Source organism: Arthrobacter sp. efr-133-R2A-63, assembly GCF_030209795.1.
GTDB classification, from domain to species: domain Bacteria; phylum Actinomycetota; class Actinomycetes; order Actinomycetales; family Micrococcaceae; genus Arthrobacter; species Arthrobacter bambusae_A.
Window position 1 is genome coordinate 141276 of sequence record NZ_JARVRG010000017.1, and the last position, 23901, is coordinate 165176.

The 23901-nt window shown below is 63.7% G+C and carries 27 protein-coding genes; 18 read left to right on the forward strand and 9 right to left on the reverse strand.

Annotated elements, in window-relative coordinates:
• Positions 1 to 95: 95 nt before the first annotated feature.
• Together QRN45_RS08740 and QRN45_RS08745 are read right to left on the reverse strand one after the other, a co-directional pair.
• Positions 96 to 377, reverse strand: a complete 282-nt coding sequence (locus QRN45_RS08740; RefSeq protein ID WP_264636422.1) for a YegP family protein — start codon at positions 375 to 377, stop codon at positions 96 to 98.
• A 47-nt stretch (positions 378 to 424) separates the two neighbouring features.
• Positions 425 to 1867, reverse strand: a complete 1443-nt coding sequence (locus QRN45_RS08745) for a S53 family peptidase (protein ID WP_264636421.1) — start codon at positions 1865 to 1867, stop codon at positions 425 to 427.
• Positions 1868 to 2240: 373 nt separating this feature from the next.
• Between QRN45_RS08745 and gad the strand changes: the two genes are divergently transcribed.
• The 4 genes from gad to QRN45_RS08765 all read left to right on the forward strand — a co-directional run bounded on the left by gad (position 2241) and on the right by QRN45_RS08765 (position 5802).
• Positions 2241 to 3641, forward strand: coding sequence for a glutamate decarboxylase (gene gad, locus QRN45_RS08750; RefSeq protein ID WP_264637953.1), 1401 nt, complete (start codon positions 2241 to 2243; stop codon positions 3639 to 3641).
• Between the two features lie 46 nt (positions 3642 to 3687).
• Positions 3688 to 4554 (forward strand): class II glutamine amidotransferase, encoded by an 867-nt coding sequence (locus tag QRN45_RS08755; protein WP_241708496.1) that lies wholly within the window; start codon positions 3688 to 3690, stop codon positions 4552 to 4554.
• 89 nt (positions 4555 to 4643) lie between these two features.
• Positions 4644 to 4796, forward strand: coding sequence for a hypothetical protein (locus QRN45_RS08760; RefSeq protein WP_171983578.1), 153 nt, complete (start codon positions 4644 to 4646; stop codon positions 4794 to 4796).
• Positions 4797 to 4911: 115 nt separating this feature from the next.
• Positions 4912 to 5802, forward strand: a complete 891-nt coding sequence (locus QRN45_RS08765) for a helix-turn-helix transcriptional regulator (protein ID WP_078108951.1) — start codon at positions 4912 to 4914, stop codon at positions 5800 to 5802.
• A 13-nt stretch (positions 5803 to 5815) separates the two neighbouring features.
• Here QRN45_RS08765 and QRN45_RS08770 read toward each other — a convergent pair whose 3' ends face one another.
• The 3 genes from QRN45_RS08770 to QRN45_RS08780 form a co-directional block, all read right to left on the reverse strand.
• Positions 5816 to 6280: a hypothetical protein gene (locus tag QRN45_RS08770; RefSeq protein WP_264636419.1), complete on the reverse strand. Its 465-nt coding sequence runs from the start codon at positions 6278 to 6280 to the stop codon at positions 5816 to 5818.
• 200 nt (positions 6281 to 6480) lie between these two features.
• Positions 6481 to 7461 carry a cation diffusion facilitator family transporter gene (locus QRN45_RS08775; protein WP_284762983.1) on the reverse strand — a complete coding sequence of 327 codons (981 nt, stop codon included), beginning with the start codon at positions 7459 to 7461 and terminating at the stop codon, positions 6481 to 6483.
• 27 nt (positions 7462 to 7488) lie between these two features.
• Positions 7489 to 8226 (reverse strand): DUF72 domain-containing protein, encoded by a 738-nt coding sequence (locus QRN45_RS08780; RefSeq protein WP_284762986.1) that lies wholly within the window; start codon positions 8224 to 8226, stop codon positions 7489 to 7491.
• A gap of 71 nt (positions 8227 to 8297) precedes the next feature.
• Here QRN45_RS08780 and QRN45_RS08785 point away from each other — a divergent pair, with 71 nt between their 5' ends.
• From QRN45_RS08785 to QRN45_RS08810, 6 genes are all read left to right on the forward strand, one after another.
• A complete protein-coding gene (locus tag QRN45_RS08785; protein WP_241708503.1) occupies positions 8298 to 8507 on the forward strand; it encodes a hypothetical protein in 210 nt (69 codons plus the stop codon).
• Complete coding sequence (locus QRN45_RS08790) at positions 8504 to 9058, forward strand: DUF6328 family protein (RefSeq protein WP_284762987.1); 555 nt, start codon at positions 8504 to 8506, stop codon at positions 9056 to 9058. Before QRN45_RS08785 ends, QRN45_RS08790 begins: the two co-directional genes overlap by 4 nt.
• 286 nt (positions 9059 to 9344) lie before the next feature.
• On the forward strand, positions 9345 to 9644 hold the full coding sequence (locus QRN45_RS08795) for a hypothetical protein (protein ID WP_264636415.1): 300 nt from the start codon (positions 9345 to 9347) through the stop codon (positions 9642 to 9644).
• A gap of 56 nt (positions 9645 to 9700) precedes the next feature.
• The gene (locus QRN45_RS08800) at positions 9701 to 10399 is read left to right on the forward strand and encodes an SRPBCC family protein (RefSeq protein ID WP_284762989.1); all 699 of its coding nucleotides are present in this window, start codon (positions 9701 to 9703) and stop codon (positions 10397 to 10399) included.
• A 398-nt stretch (positions 10400 to 10797) separates the two neighbouring features.
• Positions 10798 to 11145 (forward strand): hypothetical protein, encoded by a 348-nt coding sequence (locus QRN45_RS08805; RefSeq protein WP_241708508.1) that lies wholly within the window; start codon positions 10798 to 10800, stop codon positions 11143 to 11145.
• Positions 11146 to 11163: 18 nt separating this feature from the next.
• Positions 11164 to 13056 carry a transketolase gene (locus QRN45_RS08810; protein ID WP_264636413.1) on the forward strand — a complete coding sequence of 631 codons (1893 nt, stop codon included), beginning with the start codon at positions 11164 to 11166 and terminating at the stop codon, positions 13054 to 13056.
• Between the two features lie 65 nt (positions 13057 to 13121).
• Here the strand turns inward: QRN45_RS08810 and QRN45_RS08815 are convergent, their stop codons facing one another.
• A complete protein-coding gene (locus QRN45_RS08815) occupies positions 13122 to 14198 on the reverse strand; it encodes a LacI family DNA-binding transcriptional regulator (RefSeq protein ID WP_264636412.1) in 1077 nt (358 codons plus the stop codon).
• Positions 14199 to 14343: 145 nt separating this feature from the next.
• Here QRN45_RS08815 and QRN45_RS08820 point away from each other — a divergent pair, with 145 nt between their 5' ends.
• The 7 genes from QRN45_RS08820 to QRN45_RS08850 all read left to right on the forward strand — a co-directional run bounded on the left by QRN45_RS08820 (position 14344) and on the right by QRN45_RS08850 (position 20100).
• On the forward strand, positions 14344 to 15225 hold the full coding sequence (locus QRN45_RS08820) for an ABC transporter substrate-binding protein (protein WP_241708519.1): 882 nt from the start codon (positions 14344 to 14346) through the stop codon (positions 15223 to 15225).
• Between the two features lie 75 nt (positions 15226 to 15300).
• A complete protein-coding gene (locus QRN45_RS08825) occupies positions 15301 to 16089 on the forward strand; it encodes an amino acid ABC transporter permease (RefSeq protein WP_078107981.1) in 789 nt (262 codons plus the stop codon).
• Complete coding sequence (locus QRN45_RS08830) at positions 16086 to 16862, forward strand: amino acid ABC transporter ATP-binding protein (RefSeq protein ID WP_284762994.1); 777 nt, start codon at positions 16086 to 16088, stop codon at positions 16860 to 16862. Before QRN45_RS08825 ends, QRN45_RS08830 begins: the two co-directional genes overlap by 4 nt.
• Complete coding sequence (locus QRN45_RS08835) at positions 16862 to 17905, forward strand: Gfo/Idh/MocA family protein (RefSeq protein WP_284762995.1); 1044 nt, start codon at positions 16862 to 16864, stop codon at positions 17903 to 17905. Before QRN45_RS08830 ends, QRN45_RS08835 begins: the two co-directional genes overlap by 1 nt.
• A gap of 71 nt (positions 17906 to 17976) precedes the next feature.
• The gene (locus tag QRN45_RS08840) at positions 17977 to 19098 is read left to right on the forward strand and encodes an NAD(P)/FAD-dependent oxidoreductase (protein ID WP_284762996.1); all 1122 of its coding nucleotides are present in this window, start codon (positions 17977 to 17979) and stop codon (positions 19096 to 19098) included.
• A 178-nt stretch (positions 19099 to 19276) separates the two neighbouring features.
• On the forward strand, positions 19277 to 19546 hold the full coding sequence (locus QRN45_RS08845; RefSeq protein ID WP_241708522.1) for a hypothetical protein: 270 nt from the start codon (positions 19277 to 19279) through the stop codon (positions 19544 to 19546).
• A gap of 206 nt (positions 19547 to 19752) precedes the next feature.
• A complete protein-coding gene (locus tag QRN45_RS08850) occupies positions 19753 to 20100 on the forward strand; it encodes a YegP family protein (RefSeq protein ID WP_284762998.1) in 348 nt (115 codons plus the stop codon).
• Between the two features lie 134 nt (positions 20101 to 20234).
• On the opposite strand, the gene ligD is transcribed toward QRN45_RS08850, so the two are convergent.
• Both ligD and QRN45_RS08860 read right to left on the reverse strand, forming a co-directional pair.
• On the reverse strand, positions 20235 to 21257 hold the full coding sequence (gene ligD, locus QRN45_RS08855; protein ID WP_284763000.1) for a non-homologous end-joining DNA ligase: 1023 nt from the start codon (positions 21255 to 21257) through the stop codon (positions 20235 to 20237).
• A gap of 200 nt (positions 21258 to 21457) precedes the next feature.
• On the reverse strand, positions 21458 to 21772 hold the full coding sequence (locus tag QRN45_RS08860) for a hypothetical protein (RefSeq protein ID WP_284763001.1): 315 nt from the start codon (positions 21770 to 21772) through the stop codon (positions 21458 to 21460).
• Between the two features lie 315 nt (positions 21773 to 22087).
• On the opposite strand from QRN45_RS08860, the gene QRN45_RS08865 reads away from it, so the two are divergent.
• Positions 22088 to 23398 (forward strand): serine/threonine-protein kinase, encoded by a 1311-nt coding sequence (locus QRN45_RS08865; RefSeq protein ID WP_284763002.1) that lies wholly within the window; start codon positions 22088 to 22090, stop codon positions 23396 to 23398.
• Positions 23399 to 23531: 133 nt separating this feature from the next.
• On the opposite strand, the gene QRN45_RS08870 is transcribed toward QRN45_RS08865, so the two are convergent.
• Complete coding sequence (locus QRN45_RS08870; RefSeq protein ID WP_284763003.1) at positions 23532 to 23789, reverse strand: DUF6458 family protein; 258 nt, start codon at positions 23787 to 23789, stop codon at positions 23532 to 23534.
• Between the last annotated feature and the right edge of the window lie 112 nt (positions 23790 to 23901).

The following is a 23901-nucleotide window of genomic DNA, read 5'->3' on the forward strand; positions in this document are numbered from 1 at the left end:
ATTCTTGGCAAGCGTTAGTGCGGTCCGTGCAAGCCGTTGAAGAGGGCTGAGGGACCGGAGCGCGGGGCAGTCTGCGAAACCGCCTTATCGCAGGGCTACGAGCGGCCTGCGCTTCTCACTTCGTGCTTCCGCCATGCGGGTTGGTGGAACAAATGCAAGTGGTGGGCCTGACGTTCAAGGGACGGGGTCCACCGTCCGTGGCTCCGGTCCTTGATGAGGGCCGTCCCGGCAATCTCCCGGAGTGTGGATATCCCGCGGACAGCCGACTGCTTGGTGGCGAAAGTCGTGGACATCGCCAGAAGCTCGCCGTCGCCGTCGCGCAGCGCAATCCTGTACCCATCGTTGGGTCCGTCGATCAGCTCAAAGTATCCAGCCATTGTGTAGCCTCCTTTGAAACCTGCGGTTGTAAAGGACACCAACCAGTTTATCGAACCAAACCTTTGGCCTGAAGCATCGCCAGCAAGGCGCCGCCGTCCGGACTGCCCAGGCCCGTGCAGGGATCCCAGCCGGTCCCGGCGTGGTAGCTTCCGTTCGAGCCGACGGTGATGTCATGGAAGCCCGACGCCGGTTGCGTGCCGTTTTGATAGAGCAGCGGCTGGATCAGCCCGAAACGCCTATTGGTGGCTTGGGCAAGGCGGGCAACGAGAGCCGCCCAGAGAGGGGCCACCGCACTCGTTCCGCCGATCACCATGTCCTTCCCGTCGACGCGCACTTGGTAACCGGTCTGCGGGTCGGCGACGCCACTGACATCAGGCACGCCCCTGCCAGCCTGCTGAGGAGCAGGCTTGTGGGTGGTGTGTCCCGCGATGCCCGACTGCCAGGACGGAACCGGAAAGACGTCGCTGTATCCTCCGCCTGTTGCCGAATTGGGACCGTCGTTCCAGACGGTTTCCGCGCTGATGGCACCCGTCGAGGCGTCTGCTTGAAGACGGGTTCCGCCGCAGGCCAGCACATGCGGGCTCGACGCCGGAAAATCGGCGTGGTCCTTGTTGTCGGTTGCGCCGTCCGCACTGCCGTTGTCCCCGGCTGCCGCTGTCACCGTCACCCCGAGGGCCGCTGCGTCGGCCATGGCCTGGTCGAAGGCCGTGCGGGCTTGCGCGGTCCAGGAGTCTTCGCTCTGGCCCCAACTGATGCTGATTGCGGCCGGCGTCGGGTTTGCGTGGGAGGCCGCGACAATCGCATCCAGGAATCCGGCGTCGGTGTTGGGAGCAAAGTAGACAACAATTGCGGCTTTCGGCGCCAAGGCGCCCACCACTTCGACGTCAAGGAGGACTTCCCCGTCGGCACCCGCCGGATCCTGCCCCGGTTGGTTGGCCCCGCCGTCGACTCCCACCGACGTGATGCTCGGCGTGGCGATGCCAAGGCCCTGGAAGTAAGCGTCAAGGTCTTGCTGGCCGTAACCGCCGCCCAACTCGAGGATGGCAACGGTTTGGCCCGTTCCGTCGGTTCCCGCCGGGAAATTGTAGATCTTTCCCAACTGTGGCGGGGTGTAGCTGGTTCCTGCCGCGGCGAGGGGGATGGCGCGGAACTGGGCCCGTGCCTGGGGACGGTCGTCAAGGCCGAGGACGGCAACGACGACGCCGTCGAGGGCTGCAGGTATGTGGAGTCCTCCAGTGCGATGCCGGTGGGTGACGGCACTTCCGTCCGGGCTGCGGCTCGTCAGCTCGTCCAGGGACGTCCCGAAGATGCTGCTCATCCGCTCCACGGTTCCGGCTAGTCGAATCCTGCGGCTGGCGGCGTCGGACTCCACGATGTCGAGACCAAGGGTGGCGAAAGTGCGTTCGGCCAGATCCAGGTCTGCGGCCGATGCGCCGTATCGGGAGGCCAGTTCGTCCCGGGAAATCGCTTCGGGCGGAACGTCAGCCATTTCCTCCTGCCGCCTCAGGATGACTGTCACCTCGATCCGCCGGGACGGATCAACGGGACCGAGGCTGTCCCGGACGCCCGGAGCGGGAGCCCGCTCCGATCCAGGCAGTGGAACGCTTCGCGCTTCCCCCGGCTGTCGATCTTCTGGAGTGTCCTGCATCGGCATTGGTGCCTCCTACGATCGCGGTGACTGAGCTCCGTCCCCTGCGATTATGCACCAGGAGTCACTTTGGCACCATGGCATGGGGGTGGAATCGACTCGGCCAGCGGCTCCCGGATGAGCTTGGGCACGGAGGCCTGCCACGGTAGCGTGGGGCCTTGGCGGGCCATGCCACCGCAGCGGCTGACGCTGCGGCGAGTCAAAGGAGCGAACCATCAGTAGGTCACACCGAACATCAGCCCATGAAACCGACACGGCAGTTGAGTTGAACCCGGTGTTCAGCCGGCCGGGAGAATCCAGTATTTTTCCGCGGTTCACCATTCCGGACGGCGAGTCCCTTCCTTCGACTGCCTATCAGGTGGTCCACGACGAAGCCATGCTGGACGGCAACTCCCGCCTGAATCTGGCTACGTTCGTTGGAACGTGGATGGAACCGGAAGCGTCGAAACTGTATGCAGAGACGTTCGACAAGAACATGATCGACAAGGACGAATACCCCCAGACGGCCTTGATCGAGACCCGCTGCTGGCGGATGCTCGCAGACTTGTGGAACGCGCCCGATCCCGCCAAGTCCGTTGGAACCTCAACGATTGGTTCGTCCGAGGCATGCATGCTGGGCGGCCTGGCATTGAAGCGACGCTGGCAGCATGCACGCCGTGCGGCCGGCCTTCCCACGGACAAGCCCAACCTTGTCCTCAGCTCGGCCGTGCAGGTGTGCTGGGAGAAGTTCTGCAACTACTGGGACGTGGAGGCCCGGTACGTCCCGGTGTCGAAGGAACACCAAGTCCTGGACGGCCACGAGCTGGACAAGTACGTGGACGAGAACACCATCGGCGTAGTGGCCATCATGGGCGTGACTTACACGGGGGCCTATGAACCTGTGGAGCAAATCTCGGCTGCCTTGGACGAAATCCAGGAAAAGCATGGCCTCGATGTGCCGATCCACGTCGACGGCGCCTCTGGAGCGATGGTTGCGCCTTTCCTGCAAACGGAGACGGTCTGGGACTTCCGACTGCCGCGGGTCGCTTCGATCAACACGTCCGGCCACAAGTACGGCTTGGTCTATCCCGGCCTTGGCTGGATCATCTGGCGTGACGAGCAGGCGCTCCCCGAGGACCTGATCTTCCATGTCAGTTACCTGGGCGGGAACATGCCGAGCTTTGCCCTCAACTTCTCACGCCCGGGCGCCCAGGTGCTCCTTCAGTACTACCTGTTCCTCCGGCTCGGATACGAGGGATACAGATCCGTACAGGCAGCCTCCCGCGACGTGGCGCTCTATCTCTCCAGCGAAATAGGGGCGATGGACTCGTTTACTTTGTGGAGCGACGGATCGGACATTCCGGTCTTTGCGTGGCAGCTTACTGACGGCTACACGGAGAATTGGAACCTTCACCACTTGTCAGAACGGCTGCGGATGAACGGATGGCTCGTTCCCGCGTACCCCATGCCGGAGGGACTGAGCGAGATCACGGTTCAACGGATCGTTGTCCGCAACGGCTTCACTCGAGATCTCGCATCCAGTTTCCTGGCCGACCTCAAGAAGGAAGTTGCTTACCTGGACGGCCTCACCGCGCCGATGCCCGCGGGTGGGCAAACCCAGGCGTTCCACCACTAGCCAGCAGCGTCAAGCAAATCCAAGCAATTCAAGGAAGAGGAGTGCCATGTGCCGGTTGTTCGGCTTACATGCCGGTTCGCAGGCAGTTCGGGCCACTTTCTGGCTTTTGGACGCGCCGGACAGCCTCGCTGACCAGAGCCGGCGCGAGCCCGACGGCGCTGGCATAGGAACCTTCGACGGCGACGGCGCGGCCCATGTTGCCAAGCAGCCGCTCGCTGCATGGGAGGACCACGCGTTTGCTCGTGAGGCACGGGTCCTGAAAAGCACGACGTTCCTGGCCCATGTGAGGTATGCCAGTACCGGCGCGCACACCATGGTCAACACCCACCCGTTCGAACAGGACGGGCGGTTGTTGGCCCACAACGGCGCGTTCGGCGATCTTGATCGGCTGGATCAGCGGCTGGCCGAGTTCGGAGTTGCAGACCTGGTGGAGGGCCAGACCGACAGCGAGCGGCTCTTCGCACTGATCACTGCCGAGATCAGACGGGCGGATGGCGACGTCGGCGAAGGTATCACCCGGGCGATCAGCTGGATCGCCGCGGAGCTTCCGGTGTTCAGCTTGAACCTCATCCTGACGACCGCTGGCGACCTTTGGGCCGTCAGGTACCCGGAAACGCATGAATTGCACATCCTGGAACGGTTGCCTGCCCGCTCCGACGACGAAGCGCCGCTTGACGCACGCAGCTCCCGAATCCGCGCGCACAGCAAGGAGGCCTCGCGTGCAGGACACGTCCTCATCGCCACCGAACCGATGGACGACAACCCCGGATGGAGTGCACTGCCCTCCGGTGCGCTGGTCCACGTCAATGCGGATTTAGCCGTAACTGTCAGCCACCCCTTCCCCGGGACTCCCGCGCATCCCCTCACGCTGGCCGATCTCTCCCCCTCGGCGGCCGCATCCCAGAAGCCGTGACCTTCGAGCACAAAACAACGCTCGGCGTCTTGCCCTGACGGCCGCGTGTTCATCATGTCTGCAGGCCCCGCCGCGCATAGGATCGATCCATGACCGCTGAAGTCGAATCCGAAGCCGCCTTCGTCCCGGCCGTCCAACTCGACGGGCAAATGAGCATCAACGACGTCCTGCTTGAGTTGGGGCGGGAACCTGTGGTGTACCCGTCCGCGAACGCCGACGCCGGCGACTTCCACATTTTCTAGGACGACGTCGGGCCACCACGACGCCGGGTCCGTGACCTTCGCTGGTGACTTGCCGCTGAGGGAGGTACTGGCAGGGACTCCCCCACTGCGCTTCAAGTTCACTATCGTTGAGCGCATGGACAACCGGAACGACGCTCGCGATTTCCTTGCCTCCCGTCGGGCGAAGATCACCCCCGAACAGGCCGGGTTGCCGACATCGGGCGGCAACCGGCGGGTACCCGGGCTCCGTCGCGGAGAAGTCGCGACCCTCGCCGGCGTGAGCGTCGAGTATTACACCCGCCTTGAGCGCGGCAACCTTGCGGGAGTGTCTGAAAGCGTCCTGGAAGCGTTGGCCAGGGCGTTGCACCTGGACGACGCCGAACGTGCACATCTCTTCGATCTGGCCCGCGCCGCAGGAACAAGCAAGAGGCAGCGTCGATCTGCGCCGCAAAATCTGCGGCCGAGCGTCCAGTTTGCCCTCGACGCCATCACTGACGCGCCGGCGTTTGTCCGCAACGCACGCATGGACATCCTCGCCGCCAACAGGCTCGGCCGCGCATTGCATTCGGAGATGTACGTCGACCCGGTCCGGCCGGCCAACTACGCGCGCTTCATTTTCCTGGACGAGGAACGGGCGCGGAGGTTCTTCCCGGATTGGGAACTCGCTGCCAACAATATGGTGGCCATCCTTCGCACCGAGGCCGGCCGAGATCCCTTCGACCGCGGACTGAGCGACCTCGTAGGAGAGCTGTCCACCCGCAGCGATGAATTCCGCACTCGCTGGGCAGCACACAACGTGCGCCGCCACTACAGCGGCTTCAAGCATTTCCATCACCCCGTCGTGGGCGAACTCCGACTGCTGTTCGAAGCGATGGAGTTGTCAGCGGACACCGGACTTTCGCTGTTCATCTACCCTGCAGAGCCCGGCTCCCCTTCGGCGGATGCCCTGCGCCTCCTTGCGAGCTGGGCCGCAACCCAGGAATTGGCGGAGCAACCTCAAACCGCTCCCGCTTCAGGTGGGGTGTAACGGCTGCCCGGACCTACGGTCTAGGCCCTCGGCGTCCTTCCTCGTCGCCTCGGTCCTCCTCCCGCTCTCGCCGGTTGGCGTCGTCCCTGTCCAGACGGCCGCCATCGTCGTTCCTATCCCCGCGGCCGCCGTCGTCGCTGACCGAGCGATTGCCCGCATCGGGGTCCAGCTCCTCCGCCCGCCGCAGCCTGTCCTGCGAGGCTTCATTGGCACGCTCGGCAGCCCTCTGCTTCTCGGTGGCCTCCTGGTGCAACCGCTCCGCTTCGTTCTCGGCCCGGGCTGCGTCGGCCTTCGCCCTGGCGGCTTCGGCGCTGCGCTCATGAGCTCCGAGGGCATCGGTACGGGCTTTCTCGCGGAGATCCGCGGCGCGCTTGCGGTTGGCGGCGTTCTTCGCGCGGCGCCCATAAAGGACGACGGCGACGATCACCGCGATGATGACAATCGCCACCACGATCCAAATCCAAACTTGCGCGTCCATTGCAGCTCCCCTCAACGTTGGCTGTGCTTCCGCGGCGCCTGTTCGATCGTTCGGCCGACCCTGCCGTTGGCCAACTGGGATCGGCGTCCCCGGACAGCGCGCGGATGCTGGTCTCTTGAGTCAACAACTTTGAGCGAACCATGGCACGAGTGGCGTGTACTTGTTTTCTCCGGTGGTTGCGGCGGCTTGCCGGGCTCGCCCTATTCAACGGCCGGCGATGGTCGCCGAACACCAAAGGACAGCGAGGGTTCGTCGGGGGTAGCGAGGGTCAGCACCGCTTCCTCGACGGTGTCCTCGTCTTCCAGTTCCCGTTCCACGCGGCGCAGGGCCACGGCTACTTCGTGCTCCCGAAGGTCGCCCGTGATATCCACGGCCGCTACGAGGTACAGCTTGCGCGGCCCGACAAACTCCAGGTGCAGATAGGTCAGGCGCTCGATTTCCGGGTGTTCCAGGACCCTGATCGCCATCGAATTCTCGAGTTCGGGAGTAACGCCCTGGCCGACGAGGAATCGGCGATTGCGATCTATCAACACCACCGCGATCACCCCGAGAAGGATGCCGACGGATATGGATCCGAGAGCGTCTGGAAGTGGCGATCCCGTGAGCTGGTGCAGCAAGATGCCCAAGAAGGCAATCACCAGGCCAATCAATGCCGCACTGTCCTCCGCGAAGACGGCGCGCATGGTGGGATCCGAGCTCTTGAGGACCTGCTCCAACGTGCGGCGTTCAAGCTCCCGCGCGGACGTGCGCGCTTGCCGTAACGCCTGGACGAACGACGCGCCTTCGAGAACGAACGATATTGCCAAGACACTATAGGCGACCGCGAAATCGCCGGCGGGCTCTGGTGCGAAAAGCTGTTGGATGCCGTGCATCACGGAGACCACGGCACCCGCAGTGAAAAGCCCGAATGCGGCAAACATCGACCACACGTACGCTTCCCTCCCATAGCCCATAGGGTGGGCTACGTCGCGCTGTTTCGAGGATCTCCTCTCAGCCACCAGCAAGAACACCTGGTTTCCGGTGTCCGCCCAAGAGTGGGCGGACTCGGCGATCATCGAAGCCGACCCGCTAATAACGGCAGCAACAGTTTTTGCCGTGGCAACAAGAAGATTTGCGGCAAAAGCCAGAATCACGGTCATAAGTGATGACGATGGCACCTTGGCCCCCTTGGATCGACCCATGAAATCTACCGCCTAACGATCGAGGGATCAGCCCTCGCGGTTGCCGAGGAATGAACGGAGGGCCCGGGCGTCACGGACCGCGTTGCCGCCGCCGTCGTTGTTGAAATAGACGAAAACTTCCTTGCCGGCGGCCTCCCACTCCGAAATCCGGTCCGCCCACCAGAGCAAGTCCTGCGCGGAGTACGACCCTCCGTAAAGGTGGTGGTGGTCCGGCCCATGCATCCTGACATAGACAAACGGCGCCGTGGCACGGAGGACGCAAGGCAACCCGGCCCCGCTCATGACGCAGTATGCAGTTTGGCGCTCCTCAAGCAGCTCGAAGACAGACTCGTCGTGCCAGCTGGGATGGCGGAACTCGACGGCCACCTTCATCCACTCGGGGAGGAGTTCCAGGAAATAGGCCAGCCTGCCGTCGTCGCGCTCCATCCCGGGCGGCAGCTGGACCAGCAGAACTCCGCGCCTGTCCCCCAGCTCATGCCACGCTGGCGAGATCCTTCCGACCCAGGTTTCCGGCGCGTACAGGCGCTTTCCGTGGGTGAGTCCGCGGGGGGCTTTGACCGAAAACACGAAACCGTCAGGTAACCGCCGTCGCCAGCTCGCGAAGGATGCATCACGGGGCCAGCGATAGAAACTCGCGTTGAGTTCTACGGTGTCGAACTGTTGCCCGTAGTACCCGAGCCGGTTGCGGGAGGGAGTGCCGGGAGGATAGAGCACGTGCTCCCAGTGGTCGTAACTCCACCCCGAGGTCCCAACGTGGTATCCCATCAGGCCAGCCTATGGTCCAGGTTGCTTAATAAGTAAGCTGAAGATATCCGGAATTGAGGAGAGGTTGGTCGATGGCCATGCGATTCGGGTCATTCTTCGGGCTGATCGTGGTGATCTGGCTCGTCGTGGGAGCGGTAGCCGCCGGTCAACGGGGCTACTTCAACGCAGTCCCGGCACAGTGTTCCCAGTTCGCGACGATTACGTTGAATATTGTCGCCGGTCCGCTGAACTACATGGGACTGAACCCTGTGGCAGGTTGCCAATTGCCTCGGCCATCGTGAGCGATCCGGAGGATCCGTTGCTTCCTGGTCCGGTGGCCGATACCAGGCACGAGTCCGAGGACCAGCGGATGGACCGCAACTGGAACGATCTGCTCCAGGAGATGCGCGTTCTCCAGACAGGCGTCCAAATCATCGGAGGCTTCCTGCTGACCCTTCCGTTCCAGCAGCGATTCGCCACGCTGACAGAGCTGCAGAAGTGGTGGTTCCTCGTCTTGGTTGTCCTGGCGACGATGACTACCGGGCTCATGCTGGTCCCGGTCAGCCTGCACCGGCGACTCTTCCAGCATCACGTCAAATACCGGCTCGTGGCCGCCGGGAACACGATCGTCAAGACGGTCGTCGCTTGCGTCGCCGCGCTGATTGCAGGATGCGCCGGACTGATCTTCAGTGTTGCCGTGGGGCCCGAGGCGGGCTTCGCCGCCGGTGGCGGCATCCTTGTGGTGCTCGCCGCGCTCGTGCTGCTGTACCCGCTGCTTTCCTGGTCGCCTCGGCGGCGGAAGGCTGTGCCGGACGACGTATCAGGCACGGCGCCCGAGCCGCGGGAGTCGTAGTTCGCGGCTCGTATGCCGGGCTAGTCTAGGCCCTTTCGATCAAGATAGTAAGTTTGCTGATCAATTTGCCGGAATCCATGGACAAGAGTCCGTCCGGCCTATTAGTTTCGATGTGGTGGCAAGGTCACGCGAACCGTCGAACGAAGACTGGCGTCCATCTCGTCCGGGGCCCAAGGGTCCTGCTTTTCCGAGTCCGCTCTCCAGGCCACCGGAGGAAGACGCCGTAGTAGCCGGTCCTTGATTTTCCATCAACAGGTTCAACCAGCACGGAAAGGACAGCGTGGACATGGACGAGCAGCATGCAGCCGAAGAAGCCGGGGGCTACGGAACTCCGACCCCCGACCAAGAAATGCCAGGCAACGAGGGGCAGCAGGCGAATCAGCCGAAGGAACAGGACGCCCCCACAACAGACGACGGCGACGATTCAGTCGCGGTGCCATCAGCCGATGCCGAGCTGGACGACTCCAACTCCGAAGAGAGCAAGACCGGGAGTTCTTTCTCGTCGGAGCCGAAGGGCGATGCGACCGGGCTGCCCGAGGACAAGTCCCCGAAAGACGACGACGGCGAGACATTCGACGCTGGCTAAATCGCCTGGACAACCACCAATCTCCGCAGGAACAAGCACTAGCAAGGAGCATGAACATGGCTACGGTTAATCGAACGATCGACGTGGAAGTTCCCGTTTCAGTGGCTTACAACCAATGGACCCAGTTTGAGTCCTTCCCGGAATTCATGAAGGGCGTCGAAGCGGTCGAGCAAATCGACGAGACCGCACTGCATTTCTCCACCAACGTTGGCGGCGTCAAGCGCGACTTCAACGCCCAGATCCTGGAACAGGTTCCGGATTCCCTGGTCAGCTGGGCCAGCATCGACGGACCGCGGAACGCAGGCTCGGTAAGCTTCGAGCCCCTTGGCACGGACCGTACCCGTGTGAGTGTGGAGATCGAATGGGAGCCGGAGAGCATTGCCGAAAAGGCCGGCTCGCTGGTGGGGATTGACGATATGCGTGTTTCAGCCGATCTCGACAAGTTCAAGAAGTTCATCGAAGAGCGCGGCCTCGAGACCGGCGGCTGGCGCGGTTCCGTTGCCGCCGGCGATGTCGACGAATCCGGTGCAGCCGTATCCCGTTCGGCCACCACTTCGGAACTTCCCGCCGTCGATCCTGACCTGACGGCGCCGGCGGCGATGGAAGTGCCCGACGGCGGCGACGCGACTCGCGTCGGCCAGTACACCGAGGGCGACTACGGCACGGAACGCGTCACTGACCTGCCCGCGGAGCGCATCGAAGGCGACTACACCAAGGAAGAGCCGGAAGCACGTCCGCATTCGACGGACCGCTGAGCCCCGTGGGGCCTGCCTGAACAGGCCGGCCCCACGGAAGTCCGATAGGAATCACCTGACATTCCGAGGAGCAAACAATGAGTGAGTTCCCTCCCGACCCGACCCGGGACCCCAACGCCGACCCCACCCGGGAGCCTGGCCCAACACCGACGCCGGAACCTGTTCCGTTCCCCGAGCCAGGGCCGACGCCCGTGCCGGCCCCCGGGCCGGAACCAAGTCCCGGACCCCATCCCGGGACCCCCGAACCGGTTCCGTTGCCCGAGCCGGGACCTTCTCCGGTCCCCGAGCCCGGTCCGGACCTTCCGTTCCCGCCCTCTAGGCCCTTGGGCGAGCCGCCACTCACGATCGTGTGACGTGGCCGTTTGGATCGTGTGACGGAAGAGATGGAGGTCCCAGGCATGACGGTGAAACTCAACAAGAAAGCCTTTGATCATGCGAAGAGCCTTATCCGGGACGACAGAGTAGTCATCGATGCCCGCGACGATTGGAGCGAGCATGCGCCGTCGACGCAGGATGAGAACGCGTTTCTGGACAAGAACGGAAGCGCCGAATATTCGAAGTGGTTTCTCGGCGTGGACGACGAGCACCCCGAAGGACAGAAGGGCCGCTACAAATTCCCCTTTGGAGACTTCAAGAAGATTCATCGATGCGCCGTGATTTCAGGCGAAAGCAGGGCCAGCCAGTACGACCATGACGATATTCGCGAAGCCTTGGGGAACTTGCTCGAGCGGCTGAACGAGCACTAAGGAAAGAGGGACCGGGGCATGTTAGAAGACAGGACAACAACCCACGCCCGGTTGGAAGCCGACGAAGCGGATTCCATCCGGGCGCTGGCCACGCAATTGCGCGTGGATTCCATCAGGTGCAGCACCAACGCCGGCTCGGGTCATCCCACGTCGTCGCTGTCCGCCGCGGATTTAATGGCGGTGCTCCTCACACGGCACCTTCGCTACGACTGGGAACGCCCGGAACTGCCGAACAACGACCACCTCATCTTCTCCAAGGGACACGCTTCGCCCCTGCTGTATTCCATGTATCGGGCCGTAGGCGTCGTGGAGGAAGATGAGTTGCTGAATACCTACCGGCAGTTCGGCGCCCGGCTACAGGGCCACCCGACGCCGGTTCTGCCGTGGGTCGACGTGGCGACCGGCTCGCTGGGGCAAGGGCTGCCGGTCGCCGTCGGGGTGAGCATGGCCGGACGGTACCTGGACAAGCTGCCCTTCCATACCTGGGTGTTGTGCGGAGACAGCGAACTAGCCGAAGGGTCCATCTGGGAAGCCCTGGACAAGGCGGCCTACTACAAGCTCGGCAACCTCACGGCCATTGTGGACGTCAACCGGCTCGGTCAGGACGGCCCTACCGAACTGCAGTGGAACATGGACGCCTACTCCAGGCGGGTTGAGGCTTTCGGGGCCCGGGCCGTCATCATCGACGGCCATGACCTAGCCGAGATCGACGACGCACTGGACCGGGCGCGGAGCGATCCAGACCAGCCGACCGTCATCCTGGCAAAGACGATTAAGGGTAAAGGTGTGCCTGAGATCGAAGACCAGAACGGCTGGCACGGCAAGGCGCTACCGGCAGACATGGCCGAGAAGGCCATAGCAGCCCTCGGCGGTCCAAGCAGCGTCCACGTGACCACCAGACCTCCGGAGCCGGGTACCCCGGCAATCACGCCGGACACACACGGTGCGGTAAAACTTCCGGAGTGGAAGGTTGGCGACAAAGTAGCGACCAGGGCCGCCTTCGGCGCCGCAGTGTCCGCGCTTGCGGTCCGCCCCGAAGTGGTTGTCCTTGATGGGGAGGTAGGGAATTCGACCCACGCCGGAGACTTCAAGGAGGTAGCGCCTGAGCGGTATTTCGAAATCTTCATTGCCGAGCAGCAACTCGTCGCCGCAACCATCGGCCTCTCGGTACGTGGATACGTCGCTTTCGCCTCAAGTTTCGCGGCTTTCCTGGTTTCGCGGCCCTTCGACTTCATCCGCATGGCCGGAGTCTCAGAAGTGGACATACGGCTCGTCGGCACGCACGCCGGCGTTGAAATCGGGCAAGATGGTCCTTCGCAAATGGCCCTTGAGGACATAGCAGCCATGCGGGCAGTGCACAGTTCCACTGTGCTCTATCCGGCCGACGCCCCATCCACGGCGCAGCTTGTGAGCACGATGGCGGACACGCCTGGAATCTCCTACCTGCGGGCCACCCGTGGAGCCTACCCCGTGATTTACGGGCCGGACGAACAATTTCCCCTCGGCGGAAGCAAAGTCCACGGCGCCGGCCCCGACGACCAGGTGGCGCTTATCGGCGCCGGCGTCACGCTCCACGAGTGCCTCGCGGCCGCCGAGCAACTGGCCGAGTCCGGAATCAAAGCCCGAGTCATCGACCTCTACTCCATCAAGCCGGTCGACGTCGAGACCCTGCGCCGGGCGTGCCTCGAAACCGACGGCCGGATAGTTGTCGCGGAAGACCACTACGCCCAAGGCGGCATCGGCTCGGCCGTCCTCGAAGCGCTCGCGAGTGCAAACACGCCCAAACTCCATCTGGCACTGCTCGCGGTGAGGGAACTGCCGGGGTCCGGAGAACCCAAGGACCTGCTCAACGCTGCGGGTATTTCCGCACGCCACATCGCGGCCGCAGCGCGCGACCTCGTCATGGACTGATGACAGGCAACATCACGGCGGCCGGGCCTGCAGGCCCGGCCGCCAGCGCAGTTTGCCGAATGGATCTAAACCCTCGCAGCACGTGGCATTGCGACCGAACCGCGCCGGATCAGCCGGGCGGAGAACCCGGGTCCGTTGGCCGCAGGCTTCCGGCCCTCGATTTGCCGGATCAGGGCGCCGGCAGCGGCCACGCCCATTTCGTACACAGGCTGGGAAACGACGGTCAGGGGTGGGCTCGTCAGGCGTGTCCAGGAAAAGTCGTCATACATCAGGAACGAAACATCCTCGGGGATCGAGAGGCCCAGCTCCTGAATGGCTTCGACGACGCTGAGTGCTATGAGGCCGTCGGACGCCACAATGGCAGTGACCGGCTCGGGCATGAGCAAGAGCCCGCGGGTGATATTCCGGATTGAATCCGCGTCGCCGGCGTTGAGCCGCACGTGGTCCTCCGGGAGCGTCAATCCGATTTCGGAGAAGGCGCGCTCCATGCCCTCAAGCCGCTCGGAGATCTGCGAAGAATCCAGCACCATTCCAGACCGGTACGGAGAGCCGGTCTTGAGGGTGGAGACAAACGCGATCCTGCGGTGGCCGGCCTGAAGGAGATACCGGGTGGATTCGTAGGAAATCCCAGTCATGCTTACCGCGATGGTTTCCACGTCCAACCCCTCGGCTTTTCGGTCCAGGAGCACCAACGGCCGCCCGGACTCGTGAACGTCCTGTAAATGTTTCGTTTCAACGGACGACGCCGGCGCCACGATCAGTCCGTCCACGCGCTTATCGAGCAAGACCTGGACCGCTTCGGTTTCCGCGGTGAGTTCCTCGTCTGTGTTGATCAGAATGACGTTGTAGCCGCTCTTCTTGGCAGTGTCCGTAATGCCCCGCGTCGCGAGTCCGAAGTGAGGGTTCTCAATATCACCCACCACGACTCCGATCGTGTTGGATTTCCCCGTGTTCATGCTGCGGGCCAGTTCGTTCGGCCGGTAGGAAAGTTCCTCTGCCGCCGCTAGCACGCGGCTCCGGACATCCTCGCTGACGGCCCCGTAATTTCCCAAGGCACGTGCGGCCTGGGCCTTGGACACCTGTGCCGCCTTCGCGACGTCGGCAACGGTAATCTCGCGCCGCCTCGAACCATTGCTGCTCATGCATGCCTTCCGAACGGGCCTTGACGGCCAGTGTGCCTTGGGTTACATTTTTTGCAACCCCCTGTGAGTCCGGTCTCAATCCTAACTACTGAGACCGGACTCAGCAAGGGGAATTCCGTAAGGCTTTAAGGCCGCCTCGCTTCTCATGATTGGAAAATTTGCTGTGACTAAACGACTGAACTTCCGCCCCGGAGTGATCGTTGCGGCTGCTGTCGCAGCCCTCCTGGCACTGAGCGGGTGTGGCGGATCGACCCCTGCCTCGTCGTCGACCGCCGGAAACCCTTATGGCCTGATAGAACCTGGCACTATCCGCGTGGCCAGCCTGGGAGACGCCAAGCCCTACACGTTCACGGACGCCTCGGGAAACTTCACAGGTTTCGACGTCGAACTCTTCAAAGATGTCGCGCACCGCGCCGGAGTGGAGAAGGTCGTCTTCACCGGACAGGACTTCTCGGCGATCCTGCCGGCCGTCGCCAACGGACAGTTCGACGTCGGCGTCGCCGCCATCGGCATCACGGACAAGCGTAAACAGACCGTGGACTTCTCCAACGGCTACCTCGCCGGATACCTGACCGTCCTGACGACCAAGACCTCAGGGATCAAGGATGTCAGCGGCCTTGCCGGAAAGCGGCTTGGCGTGGTCCAAGGCACCCTGCAGGAGGCCTACGCAGTGAAGAACTTCCCCACCGCGAACCTGGTGCGCTTCCCGGACAACAACTCCGCGATCTCGGCAGTGAACAGCGGTTCGGCTGACGCCCACTTCCTTGACTACGAGGCCGCCAAGTCCTACGAACAGCAGTTCGGCCTGGTCAGCGCGGCCGATATTCCGTCCTTTGACGCACCGGCCGGCTTCGCGTTGGCCAAGGACAAGACCGCCCTCAAGGATGCCCTGAACAAGGGACTGGCCGCGGCGATGGAAGACGGTACCTGGGAGAAGCTCTACCAGAAGTGGTTCCCGGGATCCCCGATGCCCACGCAGTACCTGCCCAAGGCTGAGCAGACCGCCAGCCCGGCGCCGAGCAAATAGCCCAACTGCCTGACGGGCGGGCGTCCCTTTCGCGGTCCGCCCGCCCCGACGGCCACCTAAGTCTGAGAGCAAACCATGGACTGGTTAAGCACCATCACACGTACATTCTTCGATTTCGGCGCGATGGCCGAAGTCCTGCCGCAATTGATCGGCGTCGGCCTCTTGAACACCCTGATCATTTCGGTCTCCGCCACGATCATCGGCGTGGCACTGGGCATGGTCGTTGCGGTCATGGGGATCTCATCCTCGGCGTGGCTGCGCGTCCCTGCCCGCATCTACACCGATCTGTTCAGGGGCCTGCCGGCCATCCTCACCATCCTTCTGATCGGCCAAGGCTTCGCCCGGCTAAGCCAGTCGATCTTCGGCCCCTCCCCCTACCCGCTCGGCATCATCGCGCTGAGCCTTATCGCCAGCGCGTACATCGGGGAGATCTTCCGCGCCGGCATCCAAAGCGTTGACAAGGGCCAAGGCGAGGCATGCCGTGCCCTGGGCATGAGCTATGCCAAATCAATGCGGCTCGTGGTGGTGCCTCAAGGCATCCGCCGGGTGCTGCCCGCCCTGGTGAACCAGTTCATCGCCATCGTCAAGGACTCTTCACTTGTGTACTTCCTCGGCCTGCTTGTCAGCGAGCGCGAGCTCTTCCGTGTGGGCCAGGACGCCGCCGTGCTCTCCGGGAACCTGTCACCGCTGGTCATGGCCGGTGTCTTCTACCTCGTGATCACCGTCCCGCTGACCCACCTCGTGAACTACTTCGACAGCCGATTCCGCACGGGCCGCCGTCGTCCGAGCGCGCCGAGCAGCGGCCTCAAGGAACTCACAGAACTCGACGCGGCATCGCCGCTGATCACCGGGAGCAACACATGAGCGCCAGCACCAGCACAAACAACACCGCCGCCGGTGTCCAGACATTCCACGGTTCCAGCCTGGAGTTAAGAAACCTGACCATGGCCTATGGCGACATCGAGGTGCTGCGCAACGTCAGCCTGAACGTTGCCCCCGGCACCACCACCTGCATCATCGGCCCCTCCGGATCCGGCAAGTCGACCCTGCTCCGTGGCGTCAACCGGCTCCACGAACCCAAGGGCGGCGATGTACTCCTGGCCGGTGAAAGCGCACTCGCGGTCAAACCGGACATCCTGCGAAGCCGCATCGGCATGGTGTTCCAGCACTTCAATCTCTTCCCTGACCACACCGCCCTGGAGAACGTTGCCTTGGCGCTCTGGAGCGTGAAGGGAATGTCCAAGACCGCAGCCAGGGACCGTGCCCGCCGCAGCCTCGCCGAAGTGGGGCTCGCCGAACGGGCGGACCACCGCCCCCGCGACCTCTCCGGCGGCCAGCAACAGCGCGTGGCCATCGCCCGGGCGCTGGCCATGGAACCGGAGGTCATGCTCTTCGACGAAGCCACGAGCGCACTGGACCCCGAACTCGTCAAAGGCGTATTGAACCTCATGGCGGGCCTGGGTCGGCGCGGCATGACCATGTTGGTTGTCACGCACGAAATGGGCTTCGCCCGGAAAGTCGCCGACCAGGTGGTCTTCATGGATGAGGGTGAAGTCGTAGAGTCAGGCACGCCTGTAGACCTCTTCGACAACCCACGCAGTGAACGGCTCCAACGATTCCTCTCGGAGGTGCTGTAATGGCGAACGCCACCCCCTCTCCTATCCGCACGGCCATCGCCGGATTCGGGGTTTCCGGGAAAGTCTTCCACGCGCCGCTGATCGCCGCCGACCCCTGCTACTCCCTCGATGTCATCGTCACGGCAGACCAGCAGCGGGCAGCGGAAGCGGCAAGGCTGTATCCCGGTGCACGGATTTTCCCCACCCCGGAAGCACTGTTCGCAGTAGCTCCGGACCTGGACCTCGTGGTCCTCGGCACTCCCCCGCTCACCCATTTCGATCTCGCCGCGACCGCGATCGCCCATGGCCTCGACGTGGTGGTGGACAAGCCCTTCGCCACGACCTCGGCGCACGGCGAAGAGCTCATCGCCAGAGCATCCGACGGCGGTGTGCGGCTAACGGTATTCCAGAACCGCCGGTGGGACGCCGATTTCCTGACACTTCGTAAGGTCGTGCGGGAAGGCGGCCTCGGCGAGGTCCGAACCTTCGAATCGCGATTCGAGTGGTGGCGCCCGGAAGGCTTCGGCAATTGGCGTGACAGTGCGTCCTTGGGCGAAGGCGGCGGCATCCTCCATGATCTCGGCGCCCATTTGATCGACCAGGCCATCCAGCTTTTCGGTCCCGTCGAAGATTGCTACGGCGAAACGGCCAACCATGGACCGCACCCGGACGGCGCAGACACCGAAGCGTTTGTGACCTTGCTCCATAGCTCAGGAGTGCGATCGAGGCTATGGATGAACGGCATGGCTGCCCAAGCAGGACCCCGGTTCCATATCCTCGGTTCCAAGGCCGGCTACACCAAGTGGGGACTCGACAGCCAGGAGGCGGCCCTCGCGGCCGGACTCCCGCCGTCGGATCCCGCCTATGGCGTTGAGCCCGTAACTTCCTGGGGCGTGATGGGGACTGACGGAGACCCTGAGCCCGTCCCTGCCCAGACCGGCGCCTACCCCCGGTTCTATGCCGAACTCGCGGCCGCCATCCGCGGGGAGGGGCCATTGCCTGTGGACCCCGCGGAATCACTTGAAACCCTCAAAGTCATCGAAAGAATCCACGCCTTCGCGTAGGCGGATCTTTCCAGCCATGCCACCGTCCGCCTCGTGCGGCCGGCAACCACACCCCAAAGAAAGGGAGACTCATGTCCTCCACGCCCCCTACCAAGCATGTCGTCGTCATCGGCGGCGGCATCCTTGGAGTCTCCACGGCGGTCCACCTGCTCCGTGAAGGCGCGTCCGTTGTCCTGCTGACCGAAAAGGGCCTCGCGAGCGAGGCCAGCGGCCGTTCCCTGTCCTGGCTCAACTCCGCAGGAGAACGCTCCACCCCTTACCACCAACTGCGCCTCGCGGGGGTCGACCGCTACCGTACATTGTTCGCCGCGGATCCACACCGTGAATGGCTCCAGTTCGGCGGCGGCCTCATGTGGAACGCCGCCGGACAGCAAGCGGCCACGGAATCACGCCACGCCTACGAGAAGTCGGTCGGATACGACTCCAAGCTGCTGACTCCTGAAGAGATTGACTTCGCTACCCCTGGCATCAATGCAGGTGCAGTCCCGGAGTTCGCCATTTTCAACCCGGGCGAAGGGTGGGTCAGCCTCCCTGAGCTCATCGAGTTCCTTCTGGAGGAATTCCACGCCCGCGGTGGCCAGCTCGTCCTCAACGCCGGCAAGGCTTCCGTCACGGTCGACGGCGGCCGTGCCACCGGCGTCGAGACTGCTGCTGGCGGGACCTATCGAGCCGACGCCGTCCTTGTGGCTTGCGGTGCCGCTACCCCTGCCGTCGTCGCACCACTCGGCGTCGACATCCCGAACGCCTCCCCCGTCTCGATGCTGGTGCTGACCAAAGCCGTGGACCATGAGGTGAGAGCCGTGATGAACACCCCCCGCGCCGCCATCCGGCCAAACCCGGAAAACACCTTCGCGCTGGACCACGATTGGTACGAAGAGCACATCACCGAGCACGAAGACGGTTCCTTCAGCATCCCGGATGGCATCGTCCAGGAGCTCGCCGACGAGGCGTCCAAGCTCATCGCGGGCCGGCCCGAGCTCAAGCCGGCATCCTGGAAGATCGGCTACAAGCCCATTCCGGGCGACGGCGAACCCGTGCTCGGAGAGCTCGGCCACGTGCCGGGCTGTTATGTCGCTTTCACGCACTCGGGAGCCACGCTCGGACTCATCGTGGGCGAACTGCTGGCGGGCGAAATCCTCACGGGAAGCAAGCATCCCATGCTCTCCACCTTCCGCCCCGGCAGGTTCTCCTAGCCGCGCAGGATGGCTGGCTGCCCAAAGGGGGCCAGCCATCCCGCATGTTGTTCGCGTCACAAACCGTCGTTTCGATGCCATATTCGTCGTTCTGAGCAATAAGCGGTGAACAAGCCGGGCGCCCTCATTACTATCTAGTGGTGGGGGCGAATTCCGGACCTAGCTGGGAGTTGCCGGGATGAAAAATCAGGAGCTGGCAGTGTCGGAACCTTTGGAGTCTCAAGACCCGCTCGTCGAGCCGGAGCCCGTGCTGGTTCCGGGTGACAAGGGTGACACCCTGGCTGCCCTGCGTGGGCAAGCACAGGAAATCATCGACGAAGTCCTCGGCGGAACCGAACCGAGTGGCGAGCATCTCCGGGCGAAACTACGGTCCAGCATTGCCCGACACCCCGGATACCCCGAGCTGGCCCTGCTCGAACACCTGATGAACCGGGCCAGCGGCAGCTGACTCGTCCCGGAGTTGCACACGTTTTACACAGGGTTTACCCACGCGGTCTTGTTAGCGTCGACGCAGTCAGCACAGACTGAATATCACGTGAAAAACGATTCACGGTGGTTGTTCAACCAGAGCAGCGGACGAGGACTGCAGTGATGCTCCGTCCTCGCCGGTAGTGAAGTCGCTACCGAGCAGGATCCGCAGACCGGGAGGTAGCAGTGGCCGGCATATTCGAAGTGTTCGTTGACGGCGAATCGCTTTTCAGGTTCCGCCTCAAATCACCTGACGGAACGGTCATCGCTGTTTCGACGCCATTCAAGGACAAAACAGCGGTTGTCGCCGGAATCGCCGCGGCGCGGGAGTGCGCGGGCATGGGCCTCGTCACCGACCTCTGCCCGGCAGCGGGCGTGCGCGAAGCGGCCACGACCGCTCTTGCGAAGCCTGTCCCGCACAATGCGGCTTCCCAGGGATGTGATGAACCGCGCAAGGCCGCCAACGGATTCCGCACGCATGCCAAGGAACTAGGTCGGGCGTCGGCCGCGCCCAGATGGACCGGCGCGGCTTAAGAGGTTGACAGCGAAGGACCGACGGCGCACTGGGGGACTTACCTGGGTCTCAGCAGGCAAGATGCGCCGCCGGCCGTTTTGGTCCAGCCCCCATTCTCCCACTCATCGCCCGCCGAGGCCACTATCCGCGCCCGTCAGACAGGCTTGCGCGCTCGGCTCGGCTGCACACGCGTCGGCTCGCCCGGCATCTTTGGATAGTCAGGCGGGAACGGCATCTCCCCAAGCCCCGCGGCGACGTCGCGTTCCCACCATTGAAGCAGCACGTCGATCTTCCCCGCTTCGGAATTCATCGCACTCCACGGATCGCCGAGGGTTTTCAACCTGCCAGGCACGCTCAGGATGGTGAAGTTTTTCGGGTCCGCTGATTCAAGTTCGTTCCACGTGATGGGACAAGAGACCGGGGCATGGGCGAGCGCCCTCGGGCTGTACGCGCCGGCTATGGTCCGGTCACGGTTGGCTTGGTTGAAATCGACGAAGACCCGTTCACCGCGTTCTTCCTTCCACCAGGCGGTGGTCACCTTGTCCGGCATTCGGCGCTCGAGCTCCCGGGCGGCTGCAATCACGGCATGCCGTACGTCCAGGAACTCATGCGAAGGCTCAATCGGGGCATAGACGTGGAGTCCGCGGTTTCCGGAGGTCTTGATGAAAGTGGTCAACCCCGCCTCCGCGAGTACGTCTTTCAACGCAAGGGCCGCGGGAATCGCGTCATCGAAATCCGTTCCCGGCTGCGGGTCCAGGTCGATCCGCAGCTGGTCAGGGTTGTCCGTGTTTTCGACCCGCGAGGGCCAAGGGTGAAAGACCACTGTGTTCATCTGGACGGCCCACACGGCTGCTGCTGGCTCATCGAGCACCAGTTGGGGATGCGAGCGCGCACTCGGATAGACAACCTTCACGGACCGGATGAAGTCCGGTGTTCCTTTCGGCGGATTTTTGGAGAAGAACTGGTCGCCGTCGATGTTGTCCGAAAAGCGCTGCAGCGAGATCGGCCGATCGCCGTTCGCAGAGATGAATGCGTCCCCGACCTCAACGATATAGCGCGCGAGATCCAGCTTGGTCAGGCCGAGCTCCGGCCAGAGGACGCGGCTTGGACTGGAGATCCGCATTTCGCGAGGACCGTTCGGCCCGTCAACGGTGAGGGTGGTTGCTTCGGTAGCCATGGGGACAAGCTACCCCGGCCCTACCCTCAGTGTCTGCAGCCTGAATGGATTGTGCAAACCGCGTCTTCGTCGGATTCCTGTTCCGCCCCCTAGCCGAGACCTTCATCTCCCGCTTCGGGCAATCCCGTAGCGGGAGGGCAGATGAGCACCTCCCGCTACGGGATCCACACGCTGCAGCCAGCCTTGGGGCTGAGAACCGCTTAGCGCTCCCCTGCGTCCGGGGTGCCCTCGGTGTGGGCGTGGTCCGTCTTGCCGTGTCCGGCGTCCTTGTCCTTGGCTTCCTTCATTCCGTCGTGGTCACGATCAGCCGGCTCGACCGCCGGGGTATGGGACGACGGTGACGAATGGGTAGGGGACGACGGCGACGGGCTGGCCGATGCGGTGGACGTTGGCGCAGGCGCTTCGGTGGTGGTGATGCTGGTATAGGCAGCAGCGCCGCCCCCTGCTGCGATGGCGCCCGCTGTGATCAGGGTGATCACGGCTTTGCTGGCTGCAAGGCTGGTCAGGATAGGCATTGGAGACCTCCGGAATTCTCTTCTTGATTGCTCATTGGATATTTCACGGACTGGGTTGCGGTTGCCTCACCGCGCGTTCCGGTATCGGAACTCCCACAGCCACGCTAGGCACAGAAGCCGCTGGATATCAGCCCTGAGGAGGAACGATCGCGCATTTGTTCACCCACCGTTCACCTCACCGCGGCACTTGCGGCCGGACCGTACCCTTGGGTCCGTGCGGGACGATTACCCCAGCGGGAACGAATGTCCGCGGCCAGGCAAACGGGGCCTAGACTGTACGGGCTCCGTCGGTTCGAAGAAAAGCGAGGTGTGAGCGTGCTGGATGGCCCAATCACTGGAGACAGCGATGCGCTGGTAGCAGCTCGGTACAGGCTGGGAACCCTGATCGGCCGAGGCGCGACGGCCTCGGTGTACCGGGCGCGGGATGAGAGGCTGGGCCGCGAGGTGGCCCTGAAACTCTTTGCTCCCCTGCTGGGCGGGCCGGACGAGCTTGCCCGGCATGAGAACGAGATGCGGCTCCTGGCGACCTTCAACCATCCGTCACTCGTCACTCTCTTCGACGCCGGTACCGACCATCGGGATCCGGAGCATGCCAGGACATTCCTCACGATGGAACTGATTCACGGTCCGGACCTGTATGCCAGGCTCCGGGACCGGCCGCTGACGACCCAGGACGTAGCCCACATCGGGGCGGATCTGGCGTCGGCCCTGGAATACGTTCATGGGCGCGGGATCATCCACCGCGACATCAAACCTGCGAATGTCCTCCTGCCTGATGCCCCCGTAGGATCCCCGATCCGGCCCAAGCTCACCGACTTCGGAATCGCCCGCATCATCGAGGGCACGCGCTTGACCGCAACAGGCACCATGGTGGGAACCGCTGCCTACCTGAGCCCGGAACAGGCCACTGGCTCTGCCCTCGGACCGGCCAGCGACATCTATTCCCTGGGACTTGTCCTCCTCGAATGCCTGACCGGAGAGCTCGAATACCCGGGAACCAGCGTGGAGTCGGCCGTTGCGAGGCTCCACCGCCCGCCACGCGTGCCCGATACCTTCGGAACGCAGTGGGTTGACCTCCTGACCGCCATGACATCGACCGAACCCTCCGCGCGACCTGCCGCGCGAGACGTTGAGCAAGCCCTGCGGAACAGCTTCAGTACCGGCGTCCCTGCGGCGATGCCCGTTCGCGGCAACGGAGCCACTCAGACCCTTCCCCGTATGCCCGACCGTCCGCCCCGCACAGCCAAGGCAACCACGCAGACGCGCGTTCAGCCGGTGGCAACGGCAAGCGAAAGCGCGGGCGGCGGCACCGTCGTCGGGCCGACCGTACGTAGCAGCCGCCCATGGCGGGGAAAGGCGCCGAGGCGCCCGCGTGGCCCGGCATGGGCCGTCGGGGCCGTCCTGCTTACCGCTGCCCTGGTGGTCATTGGCGTCAGCGCCATCCAGCCGCCCGCTCCCGCGGCCCCTGCCCCCTCCGTCTCGGCAACACCAACGCCCACGCCCAGTGCCTCAACCCCGACGCCGACGCCAACGCCATCACCGAGCGTTGAGTCATCGATGCCGGTTGCGCCGGTTCCCGTGGCCCCGGCGCCGGGACGCCACAAGGGCAAGGGCAATGGCGGTTAGGAGCCGGCGCCCGGGCTGAAGCCAGCCGGCTTGCCGGATCGAGCCGTCGGCAACGGCGCGTACTCAAGACATGCGGATGCATCGAAAAAGGGAGGGTCGGCGTGCCGACCCTCCCTTTCGTTTCCTGCTGTTGCTAGATACCGCCGTCGCGGGTGTCCCGGGTCACGATGCGGTCCCCCGTGACGGGGTCGACGGTGGCGCGGCTTTCGCTGATTCGGCGGGTCCGGCGCGGGCCGAACACGAAGAGGGAAACGATCAAGCCGATAACGCCGACCACCATGAGGATGTAGCCGACCATATGAAGGTCGATGAATGACACGACATCTCCGGGGATGGCGAAGGCCAGAATGGCGCCCATCGCGATAAGGAAGATGGATGATCCGATACCCACTGCTGTACCTCCTGCTGAACCGCGGACCCGGCGGTGGCGGGTATTACTAAGGTTACTTTGCATCGCCAAAGCTACACGTCGGCACTTCATCCGGCAACCACGTGCCGAGGAT